Origin of the sequence: Coleofasciculus sp. FACHB-1120 (assembly GCF_014698845.1) — a bacterium.
Lineage (GTDB): Bacteria > Cyanobacteriota > Cyanobacteriia > Cyanobacteriales > FACHB-T130 > FACHB-T130.
The window spans coordinates 142,621-159,329 of sequence record NZ_JACJTV010000009.1 but is presented as its reverse complement, the minus strand read 5'-3'; the positions used below and the strand labels follow the sequence as shown (position 1 = coordinate 159,329).

General features: G+C 46.6%; 15 protein-coding genes and 1 tRNA gene. 7 read left to right on the top strand and 9 right to left on the bottom strand.

Going from position 1 to position 16,709, the window contains the following annotated elements; translation table 11 throughout:
- The first annotated feature begins 146 nt into the window (after positions 1–146).
- Positions 147–219: transfer RNA gene (locus tag H6H02_RS11405), tRNA-Arg, on the top strand.
- A gap of 54 nt (positions 220–273) precedes the next feature.
- Here the strand turns inward: H6H02_RS11405 and H6H02_RS11400 are convergent.
- From H6H02_RS11400 to H6H02_RS11385, 4 genes are all read right to left on the bottom strand, one after another.
- Positions 274–1,119 (bottom strand): class I SAM-dependent methyltransferase, encoded by an 846-nt coding sequence (locus tag H6H02_RS11400; RefSeq protein ID WP_190817639.1) that lies wholly within the window; start codon positions 1,117–1,119, stop codon positions 274–276.
- Positions 1,120–1,543: 424 nt separating this feature from the next.
- Positions 1,544–3,109, bottom strand: a complete 1,566-nt coding sequence (gene kaiC, locus H6H02_RS11395; RefSeq protein WP_190817637.1) for a circadian clock protein KaiC — start codon at positions 3,107–3,109, stop codon at positions 1,544–1,546.
- Positions 3,110–3,202: 93 nt separating this feature from the next.
- Positions 3,203–3,517, bottom strand: coding sequence for a circadian clock protein KaiB (kaiB, locus tag H6H02_RS11390; protein ID WP_190817635.1), 315 nt, complete (start codon positions 3,515–3,517; stop codon positions 3,203–3,205).
- A 105-nt stretch (positions 3,518–3,622) separates the two neighbouring features.
- The gene (locus tag H6H02_RS11385; RefSeq protein ID WP_190817633.1) at positions 3,623–4,570 is read right to left on the bottom strand and encodes a circadian clock protein KaiA; all 948 of its coding nucleotides are present in this window, start codon (positions 4,568–4,570) and stop codon (positions 3,623–3,625) included.
- Between the two features lie 371 nt (positions 4,571–4,941).
- Here H6H02_RS11385 and H6H02_RS11380 point away from each other — a divergent pair, with 371 nt between their 5' ends.
- The 3 genes from H6H02_RS11380 to H6H02_RS11370 all read left to right on the top strand — a co-directional run bounded on the left by H6H02_RS11380 (position 4,942) and on the right by H6H02_RS11370 (position 10,912).
- Entirely contained in the window at positions 4,942–8,343 is a 3,402-nt protein-coding gene (locus H6H02_RS11380) for an ATP-binding protein (protein WP_190817631.1), read from the top strand.
- 425 nt (positions 8,344–8,768) lie between these two features.
- Positions 8,769–9,776: a hypothetical protein gene (locus tag H6H02_RS11375; protein ID WP_190817628.1), complete on the top strand. Its 1,008-nt coding sequence runs from the start codon at positions 8,769–8,771 to the stop codon at positions 9,774–9,776.
- A gap of 59 nt (positions 9,777–9,835) precedes the next feature.
- The gene (locus H6H02_RS11370; RefSeq protein WP_190817626.1) at positions 9,836–10,912 is read left to right on the top strand and encodes a hypothetical protein; all 1,077 of its coding nucleotides are present in this window, start codon (positions 9,836–9,838) and stop codon (positions 10,910–10,912) included.
- Positions 10,913–10,954: 42 nt separating this feature from the next.
- On the opposite strand, the gene H6H02_RS11365 is transcribed toward H6H02_RS11370, so the two are convergent.
- The 3 genes from H6H02_RS11365 to H6H02_RS27625 form a co-directional block, all read right to left on the bottom strand.
- The gene (locus H6H02_RS11365) at positions 10,955–12,127 is read right to left on the bottom strand and encodes an RNA-guided endonuclease TnpB family protein (protein ID WP_190817624.1); all 1,173 of its coding nucleotides are present in this window, start codon (positions 12,125–12,127) and stop codon (positions 10,955–10,957) included.
- Between the two features lie 354 nt (positions 12,128–12,481).
- Positions 12,482–13,012: a cysteine hydrolase gene (locus H6H02_RS11360; RefSeq protein ID WP_190817622.1), complete on the bottom strand. Its 531-nt coding sequence runs from the start codon at positions 13,010–13,012 to the stop codon at positions 12,482–12,484.
- 266 nt (positions 13,013–13,278) lie between these two features.
- A complete protein-coding gene (locus H6H02_RS27625) occupies positions 13,279–13,401 on the bottom strand; it encodes a hypothetical protein (RefSeq protein WP_277922548.1) in 123 nt (40 codons plus the stop codon).
- On the opposite strand from H6H02_RS27625, the gene H6H02_RS11355 reads away from it, so the two are divergent.
- Positions 13,400–13,990: a Crp/Fnr family transcriptional regulator gene (locus H6H02_RS11355; RefSeq protein WP_190817620.1), complete on the top strand. Its 591-nt coding sequence runs from the start codon at positions 13,400–13,402 to the stop codon at positions 13,988–13,990. The two genes, H6H02_RS27625 and H6H02_RS11355, sit on opposite strands and share 2 nt — an antisense overlap.
- Positions 13,991–14,040: 50 nt before the next feature.
- On the opposite strand, the gene H6H02_RS11350 is transcribed toward H6H02_RS11355, so the two are convergent.
- Complete coding sequence (locus H6H02_RS11350) at positions 14,041–14,730, bottom strand: IS1 family transposase (protein ID WP_190817618.1); 690 nt, start codon at positions 14,728–14,730, stop codon at positions 14,041–14,043.
- Between the two features lie 76 nt (positions 14,731–14,806).
- Between H6H02_RS11350 and H6H02_RS11345 the strand changes: the two genes are divergently transcribed.
- Together H6H02_RS11345 and H6H02_RS11340 are read left to right on the top strand one after the other, a co-directional pair.
- A complete protein-coding gene (locus H6H02_RS11345; protein ID WP_190817616.1) occupies positions 14,807–15,190 on the top strand; it encodes a sulfite exporter TauE/SafE family protein in 384 nt (127 codons plus the stop codon).
- Between the two features lie 29 nt (positions 15,191–15,219).
- Positions 15,220–15,618, top strand: coding sequence for a DUF202 domain-containing protein (locus tag H6H02_RS11340; RefSeq protein WP_190817614.1), 399 nt, complete (start codon positions 15,220–15,222; stop codon positions 15,616–15,618).
- Positions 15,619–15,657: 39 nt separating this feature from the next.
- On the opposite strand, the gene H6H02_RS11335 is transcribed toward H6H02_RS11340, so the two are convergent.
- Positions 15,658–16,674, bottom strand: coding sequence for a sulfate/molybdate ABC transporter ATP-binding protein (locus H6H02_RS11335; protein ID WP_190817612.1), 1,017 nt, complete (start codon positions 16,672–16,674; stop codon positions 15,658–15,660).
- Between the last annotated feature and the right edge of the window lie 35 nt (positions 16,675–16,709).

Below are 16,709 nucleotides of genomic sequence, written 5' to 3'. Positions count from 1 at the left end.
AATGAAGGCTTCTGGCATCAGGTGCAAAGCGAATCATTTTCTTTGAGAGGCATCGCCCAGCCGCTGACCAATTTACCGGAAAGTAACAGCATCCGGAATGCCTGAATTGCTAAATCCCGAAAAATGTTATACTATTCAAGTTATTAGGGCATGTAGCTCAGTGGATAGAGCATCAGATTCCGGTTCTGAGGGTCGGGGGTTCGAATCCCTCCATGCTCGTTGAAAGCCCTAAAAAGGAGAGACGCGATCGCGTCTCTCCTCTAATCTTTACCTTTAGCCTTTCGAGTAAACGCAATAACCACTTGCCAAAAGTCCTTTCAAAAATTTGGAAGGATTCATTTCCCGATCAATATCTGGCGTAGCCGAAATCTCAACTCCCCTTAGTTGTTCTGCTAGCATGACAGATTTATGGGGTTTTATCGTATATTCAGGGCATTTTTGCGATAGTTGGGAATTTTTCAGTAGCCAGTTGATTTCCCGCAAGGAGTATTGCTTGAGATCGGCTAAAGTGGCTCCAGATTTCCTCACTTTTCTCAGAACGTTATCTCGGATATTTGCCGGACAGTAGCGGTTGTAAAATAAATCCTCGAAAATAAAAACTCCCCCTGGCTTGATGACACGAGCAATTTCTGCCAGGTTCTTAGTGAGCTGTTGCTTTTCTAGGTGAAGAAAAACACTACTTGAGATTATAAATTCTATTGAATTGTCCTCAAAGGGCAACTCACCCATTTGCATACAAATTAAAGCAAAATTCGGTGAAGAGAATAAATTGTATGCCTTATTAAAGGTCAGCATCCGACGTAGCATATTTTCAGAAATATCTATTCCGTAATACTGATTGCAGGTGATTTCTTTTTGTTTTGAAAGATAGGCAGCATGCCTGCCATATCCACATCCTAGATCCAGAATCGAATCGAAGTGTTTCCCTGTCGGAATATTGTCCCAAATTTCTCTAGGAGTTTCTATAGAAGCAGCAGTTTGTTCCCATTGCAGTGCAACTTTCTCCCAGATTTGCTTAAGATTCAATCTGGCATCAGTTTGATGGTTTGTGGGGAAAAATATCTCATCAAGCAGTTGAAAATTGTTTAACTGAAGTTGAGATTTCTCGAAGGTCGGCATTTGACTCAATCTCCTCCCCTGGGCTGTGGTCAGATGAAAACGACTAGACTACTTTATATTCTTCAGTCTCCCAGCCTTAAAGATCGGGTAACTCCGTAAATATGCGGATTGACGTTTTTTATATTTAATCTTTCCTTCAAAAATATTGCTACGGATTCCAGCTTATCTTTACCTAAACTTTAAAAAAGTAGCAAAAGGATCGCCAAATTATGAAGATTGTGTAAAGAAGCCGGGAATTTTCAAGAAAATCAATCCCAGGATTTTCGCGTAAAAGCAAGGCTCTCAGGGGATTTCACCATTTTTAAGATTAGGAAAAATGACCGCACTCCGTCTTTGGGGAGAGCGAATGCTTGTACCCGTATATCTTCGGATATAAGCCTAAAGATAGAAGCTTTACAGATTCCAGATGCTCCTACTAGAGCTGTTAGATTTCGGTATCGTCGCCGTTTTCCCTCATGCCTCTGACAATTCGGGAGAGTTCGCTCTTTTCGTCAACCGCAATCCGAGTCGGAGAACCACTGATAATTCGTTCGTAATTGCGGAACGAATCCTTAATTTCAGCTCCCGCGTCACTAATCGTGTACTCGCGGATACCTTTTTCATGCCATGAACCCCGCATCTTAAAGACATTGATAGCGCGGGACATTTCACCGCGAATTTCCACATATTGCAGCATCAAAATCGTGTCTGTAATCGTGGAAATATGGGAATCCGTAATCGAGTGGGAACCCATGAAGTGATCTGTAGTATTGGTAAAAAAGCCAGTGATTTCCTCTTGCTTGGCATAACCTGTGACACCAATTACAAACTGTCGGAAGGCGTTATTGCTGATGCCTCGGGCTAATGCCGAAAGCGAATCAATGGCAATGCGAGACGGCTTGAATTCAGCAATTTCTGACTTAATCATCTGCAAGTGGTCTTCTAATCCAGCCGACTCTGGATAGGTGCAAAGGATTCGCAGCAATCCTTTTTGTTCCATCTCCTCAAAATCTATGCCCCAAGAGTAGGCGTTACGAGATAGTTGGGCACGAGATTCTTCGTAAGCAAATAAAATTGCACGTTCGTTGTTTGTGCAGGCAACTTGCAAAAATTTGCTAACTAAAAGCGTTTTGCCGGTACCTGTGGCACCTGTTGCTAGAATGATAGAATCTTTAAAATATCCACCCCCACACATTTCGTCAAGGGTTTTGACACCCGAAGAAACGCGGATATTGGAAGAACGCTGAGTGAGCCGCATCGCTCCGAGTGGGAAAATATTGATGCCATTATTGGTCATCGTGAAAGGATATTCCCCCTTCATGTGAGTAGTGCCACGAAGTTTGAGAATTTCAATCGTGCGGCGACGGCGTTCTCCTTCTAAAACGTTGCGGACAATTGCCACGTTATCGGAAACAAACTCTTCTACCCCAAACCGCGCTACCGGGCCATATTCTTCTAGCCGTTCCGTTGTCATCACTGTAGTAACGCCAATTTGCTTGAGGCGGGCTACCAAGCGAAAAATCTCTCTCCGCACCACGGAAGCGGCATCATATTGCTGAAAAACAGCGGTAACAGAATCGATAGAAACTCGCTTAGCTTTATATTTACGAATGGCGTACTGTATGCGCTCAATTAGAGCAGAAAGGTCAAAATTTCCGACCACTTCCTGCCCTTCTGGATCGGGGGAAGCGTCCAGAATAAACAACTTCCCTTCATCAATTAATCGTTGCAAATTCCATCCAAAACTAGAGGCATTTTTGATGATATCAGTAGGCGATTCTTCAAAAGTTACAAATACCCCAGGCTCATCAAAATAAGCAATTCCATTGTAAAGAAATTGAACGGCAAATAATGTCTTGCCAGTTCCAGAAGTACCACTGAACAAGGTGGTTCTCCCTAGAGGTAAGCCTCCATGACTAATATCATCGAAGCCTTCAATCATCGTCCGGATTTTTTGTACTCCCAGTGGAGCCAACTCGGTTTGTTGCTCAATCGGATTAGTTTTAGTCATCGCTTCAGTCGCAAAAAATTGGCTCTATTTGCAGCAACGGGTTAGGAAACATACAAGAGTTTAAAGTCTAAAGCCTCCAGTCCGAGTTAAAGTTTATAAATCCGCTTCGGCTTCAGTGAGTTCTTCGTAGAGAATATCTAGCCCTACCAAGACCTTTTCCCGATCTGAAAGATCCCCGATAATTTTGCGGACTGGAGGTGGTAATACTTTCGCTAAGGTCGGCGTAGCTAAAATTTTATCTTCCTCTGCCAGTTGCGGATTTTTGAGAACATCGATCACTTTGAGAGCGTAGACACCTTGAAATTCGTGTTCAAGGATATTTTTGAGTGTTGTCAAAGCTCGTACAGAATTGCTAGTATTTCCAGCAACGTAGAGCTTGAGAACATAAGTTTTCTTTAGCGCACTCATAGCGTAGGGATTAGGGTAAGAGTGTTGGAGTGGGAAATCGGAATTGTCTAAAGTCTAGGTTTTTTTTTCGGAGTCTGCTTTAAATGAATTGTTTAAAGCGTAGGCTCATGACTCTCTAGGGATGGAACGGCGATACATTTCGCACAGGTGAGCGATGACATCAATCAAAGTTAAGCGATAGTCCAGTAAGACTTCTTCACTCCGCCCCTCTACTTTCAGTTTTTTGGAAAAATCATCCATTAATTCCATATGAATTTCGACAATTTGAGAAACAGAGATGTCGGCAAAAAAAGCCGTTGTCACAAATTGGTCGATTATTTGATTCAGTGTACTCTCTTTGGAAAAGTAACTGAGAACGATTTTGCGGTATTCTGCGCGGAGTTGCTGTAAAAGCTCTTGTTTTTCCGTTCGGGATAGATAGCGGAAAAAAGACTGCGGATTTCGCTTATAGTACACACCCAAGTATCCTAATCGCTCCTTAAGTTTTTCAGACAGCCGTCGCTGCTGTAGCATGAGAAAATTTTGAGTGTGCAACTCGGTGATGGCATCAACGGTGATGGAGCAATCGGGCAGGAGACAGGTGGGAGCAAGGGTCAGAAACTGAGCGATCGCACGTTCAATCAACCGTACAATCTTGTCCGCTTCGGTTGCAGCTACATAAACTTCCCCTGGGTGGTAGATATAAGTCTCCAAGGCTTGGGTAGAATTCGGGGCACTACGGGTGGGATTTTGCCCCTCTAGGGTGGTTGCTCCCTGACTGGCTTCATCCGTTACCCCGGAGAAAATCACAACTGGCAGCAGTATGCCTTGTTCATACAAGTGATTGACGAGGGGACGCAGCGACGAGTCTTCTTGTAAAACCAAACAATCAATTTGCTGCTTGTGCTGCTCAACCCAGTCAAACAACTCAGGTAAGGATGATATCTGGTTCAGAGTATAGCGATGTTCTACGGCGATCGCTTCTTTCGGGGATTCGCTGCACAATGAATCGCGTAAGGACTGTGCCAACGACTCAGAGCGCACAAAAGTACAAATAGACAGCGGCTGATGCAAAACTTTAAGTAATGTAAAGTAAAAATTAAATTAGTGTTTGTCTGGAGACAGCGCTCAGGAGGAGGATCTCTCACCGGCATTCTTCATTAACTATTTAATATTAATTTAATCATTAATCCAATTGTTATTAATTGTAATTAGTAGCCTCAAGAAGCCCCCTCGACCGAGGCATAATTGAGCAGTACCTTGTTTTTGCTTTTTAAAAACTAGCCGTACGAAATCCAAATTTTGTCAACTCCTTTTTAAATACCGATAGGCTGTAGGCAGGGAAAAACCCAAGCGCTCTCCGCACCTACTGAGCCTCAGCGATGAATTCGAGCGGCGACGTACTGCGTGCGTTCTTGTTGCACTTTCCCCTAGCCAGGTTGGTCATGTCCATATCCACTCCCAGTTTAAAGGAATTTATTGAGCCAGTTCCCGTTTGCGAACAAACAGTGGCATTGGTAAGGGTGCTAGAGATTTTTAGCTCTGGTCGTTGCGATCGCCTGGTTGTAGTCAGCGAACAGCAACATCCACTGGGAGTCATCAATCTGCGGGCAATAATGCCTCATCTTCGATTAACAAATTCGTTCAACCAAGAAAATTATTTAGTTGCTCCTTTGACGCTGGATTTACAGCAACCCCTGTGTCACCTGGATTTCCCTCTGATTGAACGGTTGACAACCTTGCCGAGCCAGCTTTCTTTGAAAGAATTTCGGGGGTATTTACGCTCTTGCAATTCCCAAATACCGCAACACTGGGCTGTAGTCGATCCCACTCATCAATTCTTGGGTTTGTTAGATAGCCAGCGTATCTTAAAATTCATGGCAACCGCCGAAGGCAGCGAGGAATGGGCCATCGGTAGTAGTCAGAAGCGGGCTTCCCAAGCGTATACCTGTGGAGAACTCCAAGAAGATGCGATCGCCTTGCAGGAAGCAACTCCGCTCCGAGAAGCCGCCCTCCAAGCATCCGGACATCTACGCAAACCGTCTTTCCCTCGGTCAGTCGCAACAAACACCGCGCAACTCCCCGCTGCGGTGAAGCCGACAGGGACACAAACGGGGCAATCGCACGGCGGACACCGAACCTTAGTGCAACTGCTAGAACAACTGCCATTGCCTTTAAGATTGCAAACAAGTTCTGGACACGCGATCGCTCAGAACCTAACTTGGCGTCAGCAGATTGGGGAAAGCTTTCACCCACCCGTAGTACAGCAAGAGGCACCTGCCAGATTAGATTCCTTGCCCTCAGCGTGGAGCGAGATATTCGCCGGAAGTTCTAGCGCCCAGTCTAGCGCCCAGGAAATTCAGTCGGCTCGGCGATGGGAGCCTTCAAAGCCAAGCAACCGATCCGATTTGGGTGCAGATGAAGCCTCTGTCAGCGGTGATTCTGCCAGCGTGATGTCAGCCACAGAAGCCACCCTGACTCTAAATAACCCTCTCGATAATTCCTCAGCAACCCAGTCCTCTAGAACCTGGAAAAAGGGCAACGAGCGCATTTGGCAGTTTGTCAAAATTCCCCTGTGGCAGAACGGGGCTGAGTTAGAACTTCTCGGAACCTTTGGCGAAACCCCAGAACAGGAGTTCCGAGGAAATTCGTATATTCCCGCTTCTTCCTCTTCACTGAGTCCTGACCAGCAATCTTCAGCACTCAGCACTGACTTATGGCTAGTGATGGCGACGGATATCACCGAACAGCAGCAGGTTGCCAAGGAACTAACGGCTAAAAATGCGGATTTAGTGCAGCTCAACCGGATGAAGGATGAGTTTTTAGCCTGTATCAGCCACGAATTGAAGACTCCCCTAACTTCCGTGCTGGGTTTATCCAGCTTGCTAAAGGATCGGGTATTGGGACAGCTCAACGAGCGTCAGGAACGCTATGCAAAGCTGATTCATCAGAGTGGGCGTCAGTTGATGACGGTGGTCAACGATATTTTAGATTTGACCCGGATGGAGACGGGTCAGATGGAACTATCGCCGGAACCCGTCAATATTTTGACAGTGTGCGATCGCGCTTTATCTCAAGCGAGACAACTCCAAACCTTAAAAGACCAACCGGCGACGGGGCAAGAACCCGCTAGCAACGCCCAAGAGGAACTGGGTTTTACGCTCAGTATCGAACCTGGATTAGAAACGATTGTGGCGGACGATTTGCGTCTGCGGCAGATGCTCACACACCTGCTTTCCAACGCCCTCAAATTTACCGAAGCGGGCGGCGAGACTGGACTGAAAGTTAGTCGGTGGGAAGGCTGGATTGCTTTTACTGTTTGGGACACCGGCATTGGCATCCCAGAGGCAAAACAACATCTAATCTTTCAGAAATTCCAACAACTAGAAGACCCCATGACCCGCCGCTTTGACGGGACGGGGTTGGGACTGGTTTTAACCCAAGGTTTGGCTCGTCTGCACGGTGGGGATGTTTCCTTTCTCTCCAAACCCGGTGAAGGAAGCCAGTTTACCCTGCTACTTCCTCCGATTCCGCCGACGCGCAAGGAGGAAGGAAGCAGGATGAAGGCTCAAAAAAATCGGGATGCATCCTTCGCTCCTCATCGTTCATCCTTGAACCGCAATCGGTTGATTTTGATTGTCGAAGCTGCACCCCACTACATCGACCATTTAACCCAGCAACTCAGCAGTTTAGGCTATCGAGCCGCGATCGCTCGTTCCGGGACAGAAGCCCTCGAAAAAGCACGGCGATTTCAGCCACAAGCCATACTGCTCAACCCGTGCTTGCCCCTGCTTTCCGGCTGGGACGTGCTGACTCTGCTCAAATCAGACGACCAAACCTGCCACATTCCAGTCATCGTGACAGCCGCTAACGCCGAAAAAGAGCAAGCCGCCTCCAACCGAGCAGATGGCTTTTTAACACTGCCAGTCCAGGCGGAAACTTTACGCCACAGCCTGACTTGTTTAACCAAGCCAAAGCAATGCACCAACGTTAGCCTGACGATTTTACATCTCACTTCTCTTGAGCAAGCCGCGATAGAATTTTCGCCCACGGCATTGGGACTCTCGCCAAATCACCGGGTTCTAGAAGCCGACGATCTAGAACAGGCAGAACTTTTGGCTCGCGTTTGGCAGCCGGATGTCGTCATCCTCGATGGTGGGGGTCTAGAAGATCCGCTTGCCTATCTCAAACAGCTTGCCTCACGGACGAGCCTTGCTTCCTTACCATTAGTAACGCTAGATCGCCCAACCACTGAGGCTGCAAATCAAGTGAGCAGTCTTTGTGTCTTTCCCTGTTTGGCAGGAGAGGGGAACGACCATACCGCAGCCTTGTTGCAGGTGATTCAGATAGCCGTCGGGATGAGCTGTAAGCCCAGCATTTTAGTCGTCGATGCGCGATCGCTAATGGATTTATCTGCAAGCGTCAATCGCTACCCGACAAGCGAAGCCTTCGACCCTCGATTGTTCGCGAAACCCCAGGGGGGCGGCTCGAAGGCATCTCCTCTAATTCACTACCTACAAAAAGCCGGGTTTAGAAGTATACTTTCGCGCTCTTGGACTGAAGTGTTGCGGCAACTTCAACACCAAAACGTTGATTTATTGCTGATCGATCTGGCAGACATGGAGCTAAATCCAGCCTTGATGGAGGCGCTGACTTCCTTGAGACAGATGCCTTTTCTGCCGCCGATTTTGGTGCTGGAGCATCAAGGGGATGGGGTCGATGAACCTACCTCAGAGTTGCCGGAAATCCTCAGCGCGATCGCTACCAAAATTCTGCGCGTGCCCGCCCTATCGATGGCAGAAGTGTTAGACCAAATTCACCAAACCCTTACCCAAGCGACTTACTAGCCTCATCCCCACCTCCCTTTCTCGTTCCCTAGCGCAGGGGAACGGCATTGCCGTGCCTACTAAAAGGTTCGTAGGGGCTACTACCTGCTCAGGTTGTTTACAAGCAGTATTTTTTTATACACCTATTTCTTGGCGTATTTTCCCTTGACAATGCCATAATTCCTTGAGTATATTGCACTAGAACATATGTTCTATAAAGGGCTGTGTTCCCGGTTAGATTGCACCACTTTTTGGTTAGTGCAATTTCATATGAAGATCCCCCAATGAATTGGGAAGCTTAAAAAAGCGCGTTTTTGCCTGATTTTCCCTGTTTAAGGAGGAGTTAGGGGGGATCGAGCCTTAACCAAAAAATATTGGGTTAGATTGCAACACTCTGCTGTAGGAAATTTACCTGCAACCGAGCAACTTTTTTATGGAGAAAAAGCATGAATAAAGTGGCATCCAAAGACAGCAAAGAACAGATTCTAGAAGCCTTCAAACAACTGATTGCAGACAAGAAAAAAATCGAGTCAAAAATCGCAACTAAAGAACAAGAAGCAGAAAAAGAAAAGAACAAAGAAGTTCTTCAAGTGGCTTCCACTTATACCATCGATAGTATTGTCAAAGGTTTAGCCGATCTGCAATTAGAGTTTGGCAGTATTGTCTCTGGATTGTCCTCAAAATTAACGGGTGAAACTTCAAAGTTAGACGAATTAAAACGGGCGCTAGACATTGAAACGCAGCATTTGCAAGAACTTCAGCAAATCAGAGTAGTAGCAGATGCGCTGCACATCTTAACGCAAGAACATCAAGAAAACCTAAAATCCCTTGAACAAAAAACAGCCAGCGAACGGGAAGCACTGGAAAAACAACAGTCTACCATCCGCAAATCTTGGCAAAAAGAGCAGGAAGAATTTGAAATAACACTCCAAGAACAAAATGCTCTATTAACTGCCGAACGTCAACGGGAAGTTGAAGAGTATCAATACGATTTAGAACGTACTCGGAAAATAGAGACAGATGAGTACGAAGAAATTAAGCGAAACCTGGAACGGGAATTGCAACAATCTGAAAAAGAGAAAGAAAAACAGTGGTCAGAGCGAGAAAACAATCTGACAAAGCGTCAACCAGAATTTACGGAGCATCAAAAGAAAATAGAAGGATTTCCTAAAGAATTGGAGGACGCTGTTAAAAAAGCTAGAGAAGAGGCAATTAAAGACGTTCACCAAGATGCTAAAGTGCAAGCTGATTTGTATGAAAAAGAGTGGGAAGCGACTAAACAGGCGAATGAATTTAAAATTCAATCCTTAGAGCAGACAATTCAAAAACAATCTGAACAAATAACAGAAATGACTGCTCAACTTCAAGCTGCCTTGAAGCAAGCACAAGATATTGCCATGAGAGCCTTTGACAATTCCTCCGCTAAATTGACAAATACCGAAAAGAGAAATTAGAAATTCGCTTCTAGCTAGCTCCCGAGTAAATAGCGGTTCTCAAAAATAGGAGATTATCAATGGCAAGAAAACCCAACGACAAAAACACCAAGGCTGAAATCTTAGCGGCGTATGAGGAATTAAGTAAAGAGAAAGCAGCCTTAGACTCGCAACTGAAGCAACTGAATCAAAGTAAACCACCAGCGATTAAAGACAAACAACCATTGGAATCGAGGATAACAATGAATCAGGCTGCTGCGGATCAACAAAAAATGGAGCGGGTAATTGAAAGTCTGGCAAAGCTGCAATTAGGATTCGGGAGTGCTGTCAGCGAGTTGTCAGAGAAACTGACGTTAGAAGCTTCTAAGCTACAAGAACTCAGGGGTTCAGTCGCCACAGAGGTTAAACAATTAGAAGAACTACATAATTTAGAAATCGCAGAAGGAATGTTGGATACGCTCATTCAACAGTATGAAGAAAGTTCCAAAACTTTTGAAGAGGAACTTAGCCAGAGACGGGAAAATTTAGAACAAGAAACACTAGAGCAAAAAGGCGCTTGGTTCAAAGAGCAAGAAGAGCGTAAACGCTCCATTAAGGAGCGCAATGAGACGCAAGCTAAAACGCGCCAGCGGGATGTGCAAGAGTATGAGTACGATCTAGAACTCCAGCGCAAAATTAACCAAGACGAGTACGAGCAAACCAAGAAAGGTTTGTATAAGCAACTGGAAGAATTCCAGCAAGAAGAAGAGAAACGATGGGATGAGCGGGAGAAAGCGATCGCTGAACGAGAAAAACAATATGATGAGGCGAAAGCTAAGGTAGAAGTATTTCCCAAGGAACTGGAAGCGGCTATCAAAAAAGCCAAGGAAGAAGGTAAAGGCATTGCCCATTACCAAACTAAAATTAAGTCAGATTTATATGCTAAAGATGTGGAAATGCAAAAGCGTTTGCACGAACAGCGAATTCAGTCTTTAGAGGAAACGATTCGCAATCAGGACTCGCGGATTCTCAACCTCTCGAAACAACTCGATTCTGCGCTCAAGCAGGTTCAGGATCTAGCTGTGAAAGCGATTGAAGGGGCATCAAATGCTAGTTCCTATCAGTCACTGAAAGAAATCACGCTGGAGCAAGCGAAAACTCTCCAGAAAAACAAATAAGTTGACATCCTGCCCAGCCTGAAGGCGTGGGGATTCCAAAAATCACTTCTTGGATCTTTCTGCTTCATAGCAACTGCCATCAGGCTTATGCCTATCCGGTCTTACGTTCGCTCCACAGACTTTCACCGCAAGCCCTGCGGCGAGTATGTTGTGTGCCGCATTGATATCCCGGTCATGGTGAGAGCTGCACTTAGGACAGTCCCATTCCCGGATATTCAACGGCAACTTTTCAACGATGTGTCCACAATTGCCACACCGCTTAGAACTCGGAAACCAACGGTCAATCTTAACCAAGGTGCGACTATACCAATCACACTTGTACTCAAGTTGTCTGACCAATTCGCCCCAACTTGCATCACTGATAGAGAGGGCGAGTTTTCGATTCTTTACCATATTCTTCACAGCCAAGTCTTCTACGGCGATGGTTTGGTTCTCTCTCACCAACCGAATCGTCAACTTGTGAAGAAAATCAAGTCTAGCGTCACTAATTTCCGCATGGACTTTAGCAACTTTGAGGCAAGCTTTGTAGCGATTGTTAGACCCCTTTTGTTTACGACTCAACGATTTCTGAGCTTTCTTCAGCTTGGCTCGTTTAGCTTTAAAACCTTTGGGGTTTGCAATCTTTTCGCCCGTACTCAGAGCAATCAAGCTCGTGATACCCAAGTCAATCCCAACGACGTTAGGAGACTCAGGCAATGGTTTAATCTCTATATCTACCAACAACGAAACCATCCAACGTCCAGAAGGCGAGAGCTTTACCGTGACGGTGGAAGGTTCTGCTCCTTCGGGAATGGTTCGACTCCAGCGGATGTTCAAGGGTTCAAGACTTTTAGCCAAGAACAACTTACCATCCCGCCATTTGAAAGCAGACTTGGTGAATTCTGCACTACCGCCATTACGCTTCTTCTTAAAGTTGGGGTATTGCGCCCGTCCTGCAAAGAAGTTAGTGAAAGCAGTTTGCAGATGTCTCAAGCCTTGCTGCAACGGCACACAACTGACCTCGTTAAGAAAATCAAGTTCGTCTTGTTTTTTCCATTCAGTCAGCAGACTAGAAGTTTGGGTATAACCCACTCGCTCTTGCCGTTCGTACCATGCCTCAGTCCTTGCGGCGAGAGCGCGGTTATAGACCAATCGAGTACAGCCCAACGTTCTCCGAAGCAAGGTTTCTTGCGACTGTGTTGGATAGAAGCGGTACTTGAAAGCTTTTTGTGTCATTCTCACATTCTAGTATTTATTTTGTGAGAGTGCCGCAAAGCATTGTAAAGCCGTCGTAAAACAACGGGGTTTCCACCCACATTTTCTGATGATTCGTTGAATTCCATAGATTTTAGAGATGGGAAGTGGTGCTGCTTCCCGTCTCTACAGCTATCGTGTACACACAAGTCGGCAGACCTCTCCCCAAACCCATCTCCGACACCCAGAGGGGCTTTGAATATGGCTCCCGGCTGTTCTTGTTAGGGCTGAGAAGGCTTTGAGCAAAATAAGTTACTTGTGTGTACACGGCAGGTCTCTACAGAGGGAAAATTCTGGCATCTTTTTACTAACCGAACCGTTTATCATCTGCTGCTTCTACGGCGCAGCTAGCATCCCTCCTCCAAGACCCGCATCGTGCAACCGTTGGGCACCAATATTGCGGCTGAGTACCGCTAGTCCCGCCAAATGCGCTTGCAAACCTGCTGTACTGGCACAGCAATCAGTCAGTACAAGTGGTTCAATGCCGATATCGAACAGATCCATTGCAATCTTCAATACGCACATATCGGTATCGATACCGACGACAGAAATCCGCTCAATCGAATTTTCGCGCAGGTAGTTCACCAGTTTGTCTGGCATTCCGCACAGTCCCGACTTTGAGAACACAAGTTCTGGTTTGGCAAAGGGTTCGAGTTCCGAGACAAGGTTTGTTTCTGCGTCGCTGTCGCAGCCGTGCCAGTTCAAAAAGCGATAGTACGGGCCGTCGGACACATTGATAAAGCGTGTAAACAGAACTGGCGCGTACTCGTGACGCTGGAGAAGGCGGACAACACGCTCCGGAATATGATGCGTGAAGTCGTTGATAAAACCAGATTGCACATCGACGATGAGTAATGGCTCGGACATCTAAACGCTTTCCTTCAACAGCCTTGCTTTCTACTATGAGCCGATTATCTCGTAACCGCCCCCTGTAGCCGCATCGTACATTAGAGCGATCGCGTCATCATCTTTTGACTACACAGCTTTTGACTGCACAGAGAGAATCAATACAATTGCACCCAAATGATCGGGCAATTCCAGCCAGTCAAGCAATTCTTGTTCTCATACCGTGCTATCGATTGCCGCCCAGTTTCGGGAATGCGACAATTTTATTTCTTTAATCTACAGTTTTCCTAGCGGAATATAGTATATTTGGGTGAAACCTCTTCAACGCCTCCCCGCAACCAGCGTTCGGCAAGCGTAATTGCGATCGCTCTGGATTTTCGTAGCTGTTTTAAAATTGGATGACTATCCATGACTGCTTCCCCGTTTTTATTACTTAGTGCTGCTCACCTGAAGCGACGGACATTTTCACGCCGCTCTCTATTACCCTTAGAGCAGAATTATCTATGGAGAATCGAGACTGGGGTCGTTCGCACCTTGACCTGGCTCGAAGACGGCACAACCATTACGCTCGGTTTATGGGGGCCAGGAGATATTGTTGGCAGAGTTCTATCCAAGGCTGACCCGTATCAAATTGAATGCCTAACCCTGGTAGAGGCAAAAATTCTGCCGGTGAGCAAGTGTCAAGAAGCCACCGAGTCGATGATTCTGCATATTCAGCAATTTCAAGAATTCATAGAGATTCTGCATTGCAAATCGGTGGACGCTTCGCTCCTGCGACTGTTGACTTGGCTGGCAAAAAGGTTTGGTCGTGAAATCGAGCAAGGAAAACAGATTGATTTGCGTTTGACGCATCAGGAAATTGCCGAACTCATTGGTGCCACCAGAGTCACGGTGACGCGACTGCTCAATGAATTTGAGAAGCGGGGAATCATTCAGCGCCTGCCTCACCGCTTCATTGTTCTGCAAGAGCAACAGCCGTTCTGGCACTACGAAATTTAACTGGAGCGAAAGAGAAAAAGATAAGTAGGCGTTGCTGAAAAGGTAATGTTTTAGGCAGGCAGAGGAACCGTTCGATACTTCAAATAGTGCAGCAGTAACCGCAGCGAACACTTCAACATCTCAACCGACTTGGAGTAGCACAAGGTTTTGCGATGTAGTCGAGCTAAATAATGGCGCAGCCTTGTGTTTTCGCCTTCGACCCTGGTCATATATATCTTGCTAACGATATGGTCTCCATCCTGAATAAACATCGGGTACACCGACCAACCATCGGTGACATAAAAGAAGGATTGCCAACCTTTGACAATCCACCATAAAGGCTTGAAGGTCTCTGCACTGCGATCTCCGATTCTCCAAGCCAAGATACCTGTCTGCTTGTGATTAACAGCAGTCCAAATCCATAGCTTGTTTTGCTTGTTGCCCACAAAGGTTTGTAGTTCGTCAAGAGCGGTGACTTCGGGAATCTCCTCCGGCTCTGGGGCTTCCGGTAGTGACAATCCGGCTTCTCGAACCCAATGCAGGATGGTTGTGTGGTGAATCTCTGTTACTCGCTCAATTCCTCGTAGCCCCATGCCATTGAGGTACATTTTCAGACACAGTTGCTTGACATCGTTGGAATACTGCCAAGGCCGGTAATGGTCGAGGAACTGGCGACCACAGTGCTTGCATTTGTAGCACTGCCTACCTTTACGGTGACCGTTCTTAGATATCTCAGTTGCGTTACACTTTGGGCACTTCATCTTAGACAAGGGTGAGACAGGTCAATTCTTTTAGTCTATAAATAGCATTACCTTTTCAGCAGCACCGATAAGTATTATGTCTACGCTACTGCTTCTGCTCCTGTTAATTGGGTTGATTGCCGGACTCGCTGGGGGTCTATTTGGCATCGGCGGTGGGTCAATTATGGTTCCAGCGATGGTCTGGTTATTGGGATTGGATCAAAAGATTGCCACGGGTACATCGATTGCGGCTCAGATATTGCCGATTGGCATCCTAGGGGCGATCGTCTACTATCGCAACAACAACCTGAGTATTCAATATGCTTTGATTATTGCGATTGGTCTGGTGGTGGGCAATCTCCTGGGAGCATTGTTGGTGAATCAGCCGTTTATGTTCTTATTCACCAGTGGCGACACAATGAAGAAGCTCTACGGCTTGTTGCTATTGGTCATCGGGTTGCAGTATTTGCTGCGTCGCTAACTCTACCGTGCTTGTATGGAGGGTCAGAGATGAGCAATACACAGAGTAAAGGGCGGCAGAACTCCTCACGGGTGCGAGATCACTTGGCGAACGAGCGCACCTATCTGGCTTGGATGCGGACAGCGATCGCTTTGATGGGTTTTGGCGTCGTCATCGTCCGTCTTCGCAACTTCTTTCCGCCCCAGGTACACCGTCCAGGCAATGGCTGGAAGTTAGGTTTACTGTTCTCTTTGGTGGGTCTAGTGACGGTGTTACTGTCTTCTTGGCATTACTTCGCTATCCGCGACGCCATCGATGAGGACACTTACGAACCAACAGACCGTTGGGTGATAGTTTTCAGCCTCGCCGTTACACTGCTGGGAGCTGGAGTGATTTATTTCGTCTTTACGACGCCTCTCAACCCCATGAGTTCTATGGTGCCTGAGTAATTGCAGCACCCAGCAGTAACGTTGTTACTACCTAATTGCTCAAGTTAATGAGTATGCGGGGAAGGTCTTGGCGTGTTGGGGTTTGACATAAACTCGCTGCTGTGGTTTCAGCTGCAACTGGTTCAGGCGATCGCGCGTTAGATAGGCTGTCACTTCCTGACCATCCTTAAAACGCAACTCAACTTGAACTTCCCAACCTAGATGCACAATGCGGTTGATCTTGGCTGGGGCAGCATTTTCTTCAGGCAGAGTTTGGATCGCGACATCGTGGGGACGCAAAAACACATCAGAAGTTGGTGGCTCCAAGTTTGATGAGCGAAAAATGCCAGCATTACTCGGTAGAACATTCACCGGGCCAACGAAACTCATCACAAACGGGGTTGCTGGTTGGTCATAAATCTCTGCGGCTGTTCCGACCTGTTCCACCCGACCTTTGTTAAACACCACAATTTGATCGGCAAGTTCCATTGCTTCTTCTTGGTCGTGGGTAACAAACACAGTAGTGACATTTACCCGTTCGTGTAACTGTCGCAACGAAGCTCGCAGTTCTTTCCGTACTTTCGCATCCAACGCTCCAAACGGCTCATCCAACAGCAAGACTTCAGGATCGACAGCCAAGGTTCTCGCCAAAGCCACTCGTTGCCGCTGTCCCCCAGAAAGCTGAGAGGGGTAGCGATCGCCAAAGCCATTGAGCTGCACTAAGTCTAAAAGTTCCTCTACCCGGTGTCGAAGCCTGACTTTGGGCACTTTGCGTAACTCTAGGCTAAAGGCAATGTTTTGGCGGACAGTCATGTGCTTAAACAGCGCATAGTGCTGAAACACAAAGCCGATGCCGCGCGATCGCACGCTTTGCTGAGTCACGTCCCGATCGGCAATTGTGATTCTGCCACTGTCTGGAGCCTCTAAACCTGCAATCAGCCGCAATAAAGTGGATTTCCCCGATCCAGAAGGCCCCAAAAGCGCCACTAAAGAGCCGCTTTTAATGCCTAAATTTACCTCTGAAACCGCCTGAAAGGAGCCAAATCGTTTCGATACGTCTTGAATCAAAATACTCATAGCGACTCTTTCCCAATTTTCCTTAAGTGCTGGTT